This window comes from Microcoleus sp. D3_18a_C4 (assembly GCF_036702415.1).
Classification (GTDB): domain Bacteria; phylum Cyanobacteriota; class Cyanobacteriia; order Cyanobacteriales; family Microcoleaceae; genus Microcoleus.
Genome location: NZ_JAUBTI010000018.1, coordinates 56651 through 67798, shown reverse-complemented (window position 1 = coordinate 67798; position 11148 = coordinate 56651). Strand labels below are relative to the sequence as shown.

Sequence of the window (11148 nt, the reverse complement as noted above, 5' to 3'; positions counted from 1 at the left end):
AGCTTGTTGGCTGTCAGAAACACAACAAAATTTATGAATTGTGGAACAGGCATCTTGCCTGTTCTCCCAAGCTTGTTTAGTGTCAAAAACACCACAAGATTTATGAATTGTGGAACAGGCATCTTGCCTGTTCTTCCAAGCTGGTTGATAATAAGACAACATATGATTTTCTCCTCACCTACTGAAAACCCGAAATAGTTTTTGCACTAAATTTGGTTGTTCCTCATTGAGATAACGATAATGTTTCCAAAGTTTCCAATAAGGACTCCCCGATTTAATTGGTATTCCCGCCCAGTGAATATATTTTAACCTTTTGCCTTTGTCATAAAGAACATAATCTATTTCTTGAAAATGCTTGGAACCAGCCCAGCTTCCAGGTTCGGTTGCTGAATCTTTAACAAGGTTGCAGCGTTTGGGAATCAGCTTAAGAATGATATAATTTAGTATAGGTTGGTCTGTGACATTTTGAGTAAAGTCAAAATATTCTCGATGCTGGGAACATTCTCGCAAAATTCCATACATTTGCGCTTCTGTAATAGTTCCTTTTCTCGAAGCCCAAAAACCGCTGTTGAATACATCTTGAAGCTGTGAGTCTGTAAAGATATTCTGTTCTTTTACAGCGGGTGAAAATACATTTCGCAGTTTTTCGCTGAGGTGGTGGTAGTCGCAGCAAAAAAAGTCTACTTCTGATAGTTTGTTTAAGTTGTCTGCGATGTCTTCAAAGACGATGATATCGGTATCGATGTACAGAAATTCGTCAAGCGGGCCAAACCAGGCGGCGAGTTTTCGCATTTTGTTGGGGAGGGCTAAAAAGTTGCGATCGAACATTTGGCCAATTTCTCTGGTAAACTGTTCCACAAACTCCAGATTTGGGAACAATCGGACCCCGTGGAGACTGCTGAGTGCGGCTGCGACTTGCTGATAATTGCCGTCGAAGGGAATCAGAAAAATTGGTACTTGACAATTGTACAGACGTATGCTGTTTAAAAGGGCGATCGCACTTTCGATCACCTTATCATTCGCAACAATATAAATACCGCGACTCATACATTTATCCTCAACCTTCTCAATACCCTTTTTAACAAATTCGGCGCAGAAACCTCAGTATAAGACTTTCGCGCTTCGGCAAAAATCGGACGCTTTTCCGGTTCGCGGAGATAGCGGTAATGCAGGAACAAATCGCGATAGGGAAACTCAATATTTTCCCCCGCACAAACTCTCCGAATTAAATCCGGCGGCACACCAATATAATGAATGTAAGTAAGTCGGTTTCCCTTGTCGTACAAAATCCGATCTTGCTCTTCAAAATGTTTAGAAGTGACGCTACACCCAGTTTTTTCGCCATCCGGGAGGCTATAAGCAAAATTATAGCTATTCATCCCCGTTTTCATCACCATATAATTGAGCAACGGCTGTTCTCCCGCACCTTCATAAAGAATTTCCGTCTCGCCCGATTGCAGTTGAGCTAACAGCCATTCCCTAGTATTTTGCTCAAACAATCCTTGCTTGCTGCCGTAAAATCCCGAACAAAATATTTCCGACTCTATCCGATTTTGCTCAAAAACTTCGAGCAGTTTTGGTGACTGAATATTGTATACTTTAGTTGGGGATAGAAATTGAAAATCATAAACCACAAAATCCGATTTCTCTAACTTCTGAAAAACCGCATCAAGGGAATTCATCACCAAAGTATCCGCATCCATATAGATAAACTTTTCAAACGGGCCGTCGAAAGCGCAAAAGCGCCGATGTGCGCCGTAAAGCCGGAATTTTTTGCGGTTCAAACGCTCTGGTGCGGCTGCTTGCATGAATTTGTCCCATCGCTGAATTGAGGCGCTATCTTCATAAATAAAGACGTTGGGACGGTTAACAATTTCAGCTTTGATTTGCTCTATCTGGTCGTCGAAAGGATAAATACAGACAGGAATATTTGAGCCTAAGATAACTTCAATACTGTTGAGCAAGGCAATTAGTTGGTCGTAAACTGTATCGTTGGCTAGCGTGCAAATTCCGTTCATATCTATAGTCTCGCGAAGGCGGACTTTGTTTGTTTAGTTGCGGTTTCAACCGCCGAATTATCTAAAGGTAGACAACGGCGCGCTCGTGAGAGACTAAGACGATGGAGAAACCGACGCTACCGCAACGCGAAAACCGATGCTTGAGTAGCGGGCGTCCGCTAAAAGCCAGTGACGCCCGGCACTGCGACAAGAGAGCGCATAGTAAGACCAGGAACCGCCACGCAGCAATCGGCAATCATTTGTGCCAGTTTCCCAGGAACTTCCGTCAGTTGGTGCACCATCGTAGCTATCGTGCGACCTATCACTGCACCACTCCCAAACATTGGCGTGCATATCATACAGTCCAAAGGCATTGGGGGGGAAACTCCCGACATCGGTTGTTTGTTCGCGCCGAAATCCTTTGGGGGCGTTTGGGTAGGAGTAGGTTCCGTCATAGTTGACTAATTTCGGGATAATGATTTCCCCAAAATGAAATGGGGTTGTTGTTCCCGCACGACAGGCGTATTCCCATTCTGCTTCACTGAGGAGGCGATATTTTTTACCAGTTTTTTGAGAGATTTTGGCACAGAATTCGACGGCATCATCCCACGTTACATTTTCTACAGGACGTTTTTCACGTTTGTAATAGGATGGGTTATTTCCCATCACTGCTTGCCACTGTACTTGAGTGATGAGGTATTTGCCTGCATAAAAAGCGGGTACTGTGACTTGATGCTGCGGACTTTCCCAATCACGTCTACCTTCCTCTGTTGTCGGGGAACCCATTATAAATCTGCCGCCGGGAATCGATACCATTTCCAGCACAACTCCGTTCCCTAGGTCTTCGGGGAAGAAGTGAGCATAATGACGGCCACTGTTTTCTTTTCTTTCAGCATCAAGCGTTATCACATCAAATTCAAAAATAGGCAAATATTTGTCTAACTGCTCTTTTATCTTTGGTTCATCTCTATCCTTCAGCAGCGAATAGGCGGCAAACTTCATCGCCATTGATTCATCTTGCAGTGCCCCAATTATTAAATCTAAACCTGCATCTCCATATTTCAGCGCTTCAGATAGTGCAGCAATTTTCACCTCGACAATCGGTGAAGCCAAACGACTCTTAACGCCGGGAATCCCGCCTAAAACAGCCGCAGCGAATGGCACTTGAGATTCACCGCCCTTGACGGCATCGTATTCTCTGGGTTGATTTTGCTTTTCTGTCATTGCGCTATTTCCTGAGATACAAACTTAGACAGCCAATTGAGCAAGTTTAATTCATGGAGAATGATTTGTCTGGCTTCGGCAATTTTATCCCTCGCTTCATGCCAATAATCCGCATTAGCCACAACCTCTTTAATAAATTCTACTCCTTTCTCATCCAAACTCGGCAGCCTCAGAAAACTCCCCGCCGGCAACAACTTATCCGCCGCCGAACCGCCGTAATAAATTGGCAAACACCAAGCTAACAAAGCATCCCAAAGCTTCTCGCTGACATACCAATCGTTTTCGGCATAATTTTCAATAGCTAAGTTGTAATAGTAGGGTGCGACGGCGTGCCATTTATTGTTCACAGTGCCGTTCCCGCGCGCCCAAGTTGGCAAGTTTCGCCCGTAAAGGTCAAAATCCAATTCTTGTAATTGCAGCAATTTGATAAAATCTAATCTCTGGCGGTGATTGGCGGTGCGGCTAACACCTGAAGTAATCCAAGAACAGGATTTAGTTTTCGGCGGCGCAGGCATTTCATCGAGTTCTCGAAAGGAGTTAGAGTGATACCAAATCGCGGGCATATAATCTGGTTTTGGGGCGAAATCGTCTGGCCCGGAAACGTAACCGCAATAAAGTTTGGCTTGTTCGTAGTTGGCTTTGGTAATTTCAATAACTTCTGGTAAGGGTGGCTCGCGGATTAGGTAAATTATGCGTTCCTTGGGGACACCGCGCAATTTTTCTTGAATGTCGTTTTCTTGGTTTTGATGCCTGTAGCGACGTATTTTATCGACCCACGATTGCTTTTTGGGCTGTTTGGGAAAGTCGAATTGATACATGAGTAAAAAGTCTGGTTCTGGGTGGTTGGCGAGCATTTGAATGTTGCCCCATTTGCCGAAGTTTTGGGGGGTTTGTTGCCACAGCCAGTCGCTTTGACTCATCCCTGGGTAGGTGGTGATTGTGCCGATAATTTTTGGGTTCATATCTAATAATAAATCGGGTTTTTGCGTGTGGGCGGGGCGGGTTTATGAGATTGTTTATTTGAGGCGATTATGGTTGGTAAAACCCGCCCCTACTGATAATAAATGTGGTTTTTGCGTGTCGGCAGGGCGGGTTTATGAGATTGTTTATTTGAGGCGATGATTGTTGGTAAAACCCGCCCCTACGGAATTTTGAATTATCGGATATCGCACGCCTTCATCTACATAACCCATAATTTTCTGTATCCTATTTTCCCAGGAAAATTGCTTGACAAAATTCAATGTTTTTGCATAACCTTCGCTGTTCCTCGGATATTTAGTTAAACAATCTCGAATGCTTTGCGCGAACTGGTGCGGGTTATCCGGTTCGCACCAAGTTGCTGCTATATTTCCAGATTTAAATTCCATTAAAGATGCAATCTCCGTCGCTACAATCGGAGTACCGGATGCCATGTAATCAAAGAATTTTAAAGGAGATGTGAATGTCGCGGCCTCTGTCAAACAGTGCGGGTGAGTCAAAACATCGGCTGCTTGCAGCAAGCTAGCCAGTTGATTTTGAGGCAGGTAGCCGAGAAATTTAATGTTGTTAACTTGCTTGGATTTGGCTAACTGCTGGTAGGCTGTTACTTGGGATGAATCACCGCCCGCGATCGCAAATTGAACCAGCGGCAATTCCTTAGCCACATCCACCAACATATCAACACCTTTAAACGGGTAAAGTCCCCCTGCATAAACTGCTAAATGCTGTCTGTCATCTTCTAATAATTGCTGTCGCCAATTCTGGGCAGCTTCTGTTTGTCTCGCGAGAAACAAATGGTTAAAACCGTTGTGCAGCGTAATTACTTTTTCCGGTGGCATTCCATTCTTAATCATGCTGTCTCGGACAGTATCTGCAACAGTTACAGCAATTTGAAATAGAGGATTGCGAAGGATTTCTGGTTCAAAATTTTTGTCTTCATGATGGTGCTGTTCGTAGATAGCGGGAATTCCGTTTTTAACTGCTGCTTTGACAAAGTTCCAGTCGCGGGTGTGGACAATTTTAGTTGATTTAACCAGGTGAATCGGTAAGTAGTATTTTGATACTATTGTACTGGAACTCGTCCACTTGCTGTCCAAAAGGTCGATCGGCCACGGCATCGGTAAATCTGCTACTTTTAATTTATCTTGAATATTGTAAATTGTGGCAAGTTTGTCATCGGGTTTTGTCGGTTGAAAAGGAAAAAGCAAATCAACTGGATTCAAAGCACTCCAGCCTTTGCGGAGGTATACCAAAACTGCTGGATAACCGAGGTTTGCTGCGGCATTGGCAGAGTGTGCAACTTGAACTAAGCTCGCTACATTGGGTTGCGGCAAGATATTTCTGGTAAAAAATACATAATATTTGGACATGGTAATTGGTAGTTAGTAATTAGTAATATCATGTCCGATCGATTGACCGCGATTAAAGGCCGGGGCGGGTTTACAGATTTTCCCGTTTTTATTCAATATCTTGGTGAACCCGCCCCTACAGGAATCATGGTTAATTGACCGGACATGATATAATTGGTAATTGGTAATTGGTAATTGGTAATTGGTAATTGGTAATTGGTAATTGTTGACTGTGCAGACTGTTGACTAATGACTACTTTTTAACTGCCTGACGCTTAATAGTATTTTCTATAAATTCTAAAGTAGTGAAAATATTAGCAGCAGAGTGAAATGATTCTCTGATTAATTCGTCTCTTTCTTCGGGAGAGTCTACCATTTCATCTACTAGCATTTTGAGGTAAGCTATCATGGGAGTCAGGCGAGTGCGAATTTCGTAAGAACCTCTAATTAGAGCTTCATCGCGAGCGGTTTCTTCGGCAAATTGCACTGAATACAAGCGAGTGTAGTATCCTCCTTTGGCTAGCAATTCTTCGTGGGAACCCATTTCTACTACTTGCCCGCGATCGATCACGGCGATTTTGTTGGCTTTTTGGACTGTGGAGAGGCGGTGGGCGATTACCAACGTTGTGCGATCGCAGCTCAATTTCTCGATCGCCGCTTGCACGTACCTTTCCGAAACCGTATCCAGCGAACTCGTTGCCTCATCTAAAATTAAGATTTCCGGGTTTTGCAGCAGGGCTCTAGCAATTGAAATTCTCTGACGCTGCCCTCCCGATAAAATCACGCCCCGATCGCCAATTTGAGTATCCAACCCCTCCGGCAACAGTTGGATAAACTCGTAAGCATTCGCTCCCTTCGCCGCTTCCACAATTTCTTCCTCAGTCGCTTGGGGTCTAGCGTAAGCAATATTTTCGCGCACTGAAGCATTAAACAAAAACGTATCTTGGCTAACAATACCCATCGCTTGTCTGAGACTTTTCAGCTCAAATTCGCGCAAATCCCTGCCATCGATCGAGATATGACCTTCAGTAGGATCGTAAAATCTCGGCAGTAAATCTGCCAAAGTTGACTTGCCAGAACCCGAAGTTCCTACCAAAGCCAACGTAGTGCCGTGAGGTAGAAATAAATCAATTCCTTGCAAAACTAAATTTTTGTGGTTAGGATAACTAAAAGATATTTTATTAAAATGAATTCCCGATCGCAAATGAGTGTAAGGCACAGAACCGTTCAGCATAAATGGCTTGTCCTCGCAGCTCAAAAAATCATTAACCACCTCTACACTAGCCGACGTATTTGCAAATTGACTGCGCCCGCTATTCAACTGAGAAATTAAAGGAATTAACCTAAAAAGTACCAATAAATAGGTTAATAAAATTGTAGCAATAGACTCTATCTCCTTCGCAAATATTGTGCGACCTATAAATACAATCAAAATTATAACTATCAAATTAACAACTTCGTTAATTGGGGCGATCGCCGCATAATTTACCTGAGCCTGAAAATCCGCTTGTTCTCGCCTTTGAATTAAATGCTTTATCCGCTGATACTCCCTTTCCTCGTTCCCCGTTGACTTGACCAGCCGAATCCCCGTAATGGTTTCCAGCACCCTAACCGAATAATCTTTCGACATTTCAGAAAGCAGGTGGCCAAAATGCTTGGAACGGTTAATAATATATTGATTAGCCCAAGCAACTAACGCCAGCAAAACTGTAGCTGTCACCGTCAGTTTCCACGAGATAGAAAGTAGCAGACCCACAAAAACCAAAACCGTGATTGACGTAGTAAACATTCCGATGGCCGTACCAACTGCACTAGCAGTCCGACCAATCTCTCCGCCCAATCTATTAATTAAATCCCCGACTTTAGTTTTTGAGTAAAAATCTAAATCAACTTCTAACAACAACCGCAAACCTGCTTCTCGCAAATCAAAAGTCAGAGAGCGCGTCAGAGAAGTAGCTACTAAAGTATTGATATAACTCGCAACATTTTTTAAAAAAATTGCCAGCACAACCGCCCCCGTCATCAACATTAAACGCTGATTTTCGGGCATTCCCTCAAAGGGATACATCAAAGTTTTAATTAGAGGTGGAGCGCCGCGCAGCTCGATAGCGTGATCTAAAAAACTTAAAAGAACTGGTACAATCAGAGTAGTGCTGATACCGTTGAATAAAGCGCCAGAAAAGCCCAGCATCACGGTTAAGAGAATCCTGCCGGGATATCGTCTGGCAAATTTTAGGAGTAGCTTATTGGCAGACATGAAGCATTCCCAGCTAAACAGTACGGCATCTCAAAAAATTCTTTAATAACAGCCAGTTTTTCTTCCTCCCTTGAGTAGTTTTAAAATAACCTTTACATACCTGCAATTATATCTGAAAGTATCGGTTTCATTGCTTGAATACTATATTTTTTTACACATCTTTCCCGAGCTTTCATTCCTTGTAAATTAGCCGCTGTCAAATTTTGAAATATCCATTGAATTTTTTGGGAAATTTGAGCGGGAGAACTCGGATCGACTAAATAACCCGTTCCTCCTAAAATTGCTGGAATATCCCCCACTCGCGTAGACAAAACAGGCTTAGCCATTGCCATGCCATCTGTCAGCTTGAGCGGAAACTGAGCCACGGCTGTGAGAGTTTCTCGCTGAGGAACAACGACAACATGAGCCGCCGCTACAACCGACGGCATCGTCTCCACTGGAAACCTTGGCAGTTTAATAATCCAACGCCCCCATTGTTTCACAAGTTTATCATCATAATCATCATAAGGACTCCCGCCGACGATCGCTAATTTTAAATCGGGTTCATTTAACTGTTCGAGGGCCATCAAAACATCCTCAACACCTTTGTGAGGTCGCGGCGCACCGGGAAACATTAAGATTCTATACCCGGACAAGCCGTAACGCTGTCTGCTCAATTCAGGATTGTATTTAGCAGGATCGAACATTGCAGTATCCTTACCATTAGGCAAATATACACCACCAAAACGCTGTTTTAAAAACTCAGTATCAACGGTGACTGCATCCGCACGGTGAATGAGACTTTCCATCCACTTGAGATAGAGGGGATGATCTGGTTCTCTCAATTGACCGTTGTGTTTAAAAATATCTCGATAAAGTTGTTTGAAAGAGGGACGGTATTGCCATTCATCTCCCCCGTACCAGCTCAGTTCCCAGTCGTCTATATCTAAAATTATAGAGTGGCGACTCGCCAGTTTTTTGAGCAGCGATAAACCCAAGCTTGTAGGTTTAGGTTTGACTGCATAAATAATATCCCCATCTATTTTTTTCCAAAGTTTTTGAGCATCCATCAAAAACCCCGGATAATTTTTACCCGGTATCGCACATACCGGGATGTCTCTGGGAGGAGTAGCATACAATTCCGTGCCAAACTGAAATCCAACAACTTCTACATCACATTTAAGCTCTATCAAGACTTGAGCTAATAAAAAAGCACGAATTGCACCTCCTCCTGACAAATCGCTCACTACTAATGAAACTTTCACTGAGTATTTTGTTTAAAACATTTATTTAATTTTCCTGCTTAACCGAGCTTTTGTCAAGGCTATGGGGACTCAGGCACTCTTGACCAAAGCAACGGGGTTTTTAACCAGGGAAAAGGGCAGCAACGCGTCTTTTGGTACAAAAAACACAGTAATGAACCCAAGACTGTTATTCAAGCCAGCAATAATTCTTCTAAGTAAATTTTCGGATATGTTGATGCTAATTTTTTTTATTTTGCGCTGATTTTTGTTGCTTTTGATGCAGTTGGCCAACAAACTTTAATTATTTTAAACGCCAGGGATTGTTAAGTTGATTTGGTAAAAATATTTTAGCCGTGCGATCGACTATTCTAGTAAAGAGCGATCGCGTCACGTTCTTCGCGTACTGAGGGCGGTAAGGATAAGTGCAGTGCATTACTTTAATCGGTTTGTCGATCGTATAAACATCTTTCCACTTATCCAAATAGTTGTAAACCGGGGACAAAGTTGTCATTTTCGGTTTCACAGATTCAACAGCAGCCGCAAAAGCGCCCTGGTCTTTTAACAGTAGCACATTTTGATGCGCCACTACCATCTCGAAATATTTCTTAAAATTTGTGAACAATTCCTGAGTTTTACTGCTTTTCGTAAAAGCGATAAATCCGCCATTGTATTGAATACTATTTTCATTTAGCGGCAACCCGACAGACTGCAAAGTTGACAGAATATCCTGCTTCACTCTTAATAAATTTGCCGCTTTAGCAATCGCAGGCTGCACATCTTCCGTCACCAACAAATCCACCCCATCAAGAAAATCAAAAACCTCATCTATTGGCGACAGCAAACAAATATCACAATCCAGATAAATAGTTTTCTCAAACAGAGATTCCCCGTACAAAGCCAGCTTAGCTAGCCGCGACGCCAAAACAGGATTTTCATTAGAGGGTGCAGGTTTCAATATGACATTTCCGAACACCTGAAGTAAAGGATATAAAATTAGAGGTACTCTATCTATTAAAATAATAATTGGTTCGCGGTGAAACTTCCTAACAGACGCCAGAAAATGAACGCAATCCTGGAAAGAGTAAAGACCGGTTAAAATAGTGATAAATCCCTTGACTGCTAATTTATTTGAATTCATTAATTTACTTATTGATTTACTTATTTCCCTCAGTGTGTCCACTCCCAAAAGCTCTCACTCCAGTCATCTCGTTCGTGAAAAAGCCCTTGCCATTCATAAAAATGTACAAAATCTTTCAGGTTAATTGTTTTATTGACATCGCGGATCATGTAAAGAGGTTTATCGCCATAAAAAGAAGCCCACATAGTATAACTGCTAGGCGGCCCGACAACATAGTCGCACTCAGCCAAAGCATACATATCTTCAATTAAATTACCGCTGCCAAATCCACAGTTAAAATCATCAAACAAACTCGGATTTGGCGGAATATTAGAACAAATCAAAAACTTGATAGTTTTGCCGTCAAATAGCCTTACCACAGAATTCATGACTTCTAAATATTGCTCAGTTGTGTAAAAGTATCTCCCCTTTTGATGCTGAGCATAATCCCCTTGACGGATGTGAATTCCGACGACGATATCAGAGTTATTTTTTAAATTCAATATCACACGCTCTACATTGATTCTATATCGCTCTAATGGCGCAAAGTATGCTCTAATCGGGTCGGCGTACTTGTGTAAATAGGGGATATCTCCTACAAACCAGCCATCTCGAAATAGCCAGCCTTGAAAAAAAACAATTGAACCCTGCTTGATTGGTTCGATGTCCTGATATTTGAGCCAACTAAAAGGTTGTTTTCGGGTTATTTCTTGCGTTTTGAAGATTTTTTTCTGGCTTAAATACTTAATAAAATTATAATATTTACTTCTGACCAACTTGTTGCCTGGTGCGGTAAAATATGGAGGAGGATAACAACACAAAAAATCCCCAGCGGTTCCCACAAAGAATTCTGCATATTCGTCAAAAGCAGGATTGAGAACAGTCAAATTATGCTCGATCGCCCAAGCAATGAAATTAGCAAAAAGCAGCAGTCGGTTGCCTAGCTGTCCCGATTTAGCAGATATTATTAGCATATTGTATTTTTGGGGCGGGCGGGACGCCC

At 42.5% G+C, this 11148-nt stretch carries 9 protein-coding genes; all 9 read right to left on the bottom strand.

Annotation, left to right across the window (positions count from 1 at the left end):
* Positions 1–174: 174 nt before the first annotated feature.
* On the bottom strand, positions 175–1047 hold the full coding sequence (locus QUB16_RS11520; RefSeq protein ID WP_333316078.1) for an Npun_R2821/Npun_R2822 family protein: 873 nt from the start codon (positions 1045–1047) through the stop codon (positions 175–177).
* Positions 1044–2018 carry an Npun_R2821/Npun_R2822 family protein gene (locus QUB16_RS11515; RefSeq protein WP_333316076.1) on the bottom strand — a complete coding sequence of 325 codons (975 nt, stop codon included), beginning with the start codon at positions 2016–2018 and terminating at the stop codon, positions 1044–1046. Before QUB16_RS11515 ends, QUB16_RS11520 begins: the two co-directional genes overlap by 4 nt.
* Positions 2019–2111: 93 nt before the next feature.
* On the bottom strand, positions 2112–3221 hold the full coding sequence (locus tag QUB16_RS11510) for a formylglycine-generating enzyme family protein (protein WP_333316074.1): 1110 nt from the start codon (positions 3219–3221) through the stop codon (positions 2112–2114).
* Complete coding sequence (locus tag QUB16_RS11505; protein ID WP_333316072.1) at positions 3218–4183, bottom strand: glycosyltransferase family 10 domain-containing protein; 966 nt, start codon at positions 4181–4183, stop codon at positions 3218–3220. Before QUB16_RS11505 ends, QUB16_RS11510 begins: the two co-directional genes overlap by 4 nt.
* A gap of 144 nt (positions 4184–4327) precedes the next feature.
* Complete coding sequence (locus QUB16_RS11500; RefSeq protein WP_333316070.1) at positions 4328–5569, bottom strand: glycosyltransferase family 4 protein; 1242 nt, start codon at positions 5567–5569, stop codon at positions 4328–4330.
* A 232-nt stretch (positions 5570–5801) separates the two neighbouring features.
* A complete protein-coding gene (locus QUB16_RS11495) occupies positions 5802–7805 on the bottom strand; it encodes an ABC transporter ATP-binding protein (protein WP_333316068.1) in 2004 nt (667 codons plus the stop codon).
* A 92-nt stretch (positions 7806–7897) separates the two neighbouring features.
* Positions 7898–9049, bottom strand: coding sequence for a glycosyltransferase family 4 protein (locus QUB16_RS11490; RefSeq protein ID WP_333316066.1), 1152 nt, complete (start codon positions 9047–9049; stop codon positions 7898–7900).
* A 280-nt stretch (positions 9050–9329) separates the two neighbouring features.
* Entirely contained in the window at positions 9330–10166 is an 837-nt protein-coding gene (locus QUB16_RS11485; RefSeq protein ID WP_333316065.1) for a hypothetical protein, read from the bottom strand.
* A gap of 29 nt (positions 10167–10195) precedes the next feature.
* Positions 10196–11119, bottom strand: a complete 924-nt coding sequence (locus tag QUB16_RS11480) for an alpha-1,2-fucosyltransferase (protein ID WP_333316063.1) — start codon at positions 11117–11119, stop codon at positions 10196–10198.
* Positions 11120–11148 lie beyond the last annotated feature (29 nt).

Excerpts from the sequence above, each read along its gene's own strand:
- QUB16_RS11520 (WP_333316078.1), bottom strand. The coding sequence starts at position 1,047 with ATGAGTCGCGGTATTTATATTGTTGCGAATGATAAGGTGATCGAAAGT.
- QUB16_RS11500 (WP_333316070.1), bottom strand. The coding sequence starts at position 5,569 with ATGTCCAAATATTATGTATTTTTTACCAGAAATATCTTGCCGCAACCC.
- QUB16_RS11480 (WP_333316063.1), bottom strand. The coding sequence starts at position 11,119 with ATGCTAATAATATCTGCTAAATCGGGACAGCTAGGCAACCGACTGCTG.
- QUB16_RS11515 (WP_333316076.1), bottom strand. The coding sequence starts at position 2,018 with ATGAACGGAATTTGCACGCTAGCCAACGATACAGTTTACGACCAACTA.
- QUB16_RS11495 (WP_333316068.1), bottom strand. The coding sequence starts at position 7,805 with ATGTCTGCCAATAAGCTACTCCTAAAATTTGCCAGACGATATCCCGGC.
- QUB16_RS11505 (WP_333316072.1), bottom strand. The coding sequence starts at position 4,183 with ATGAACCCAAAAATTATCGGCACAATCACCACCTACCCAGGGATGAGT.
- QUB16_RS11485 (WP_333316065.1), bottom strand. The coding sequence starts at position 10,166 with ATGAATTCAAATAAATTAGCAGTCAAGGGATTTATCACTATTTTAACC.
- QUB16_RS11510 (WP_333316074.1), bottom strand. The coding sequence starts at position 3,221 with ATGACAGAAAAGCAAAATCAACCCAGAGAATACGATGCCGTCAAGGGC.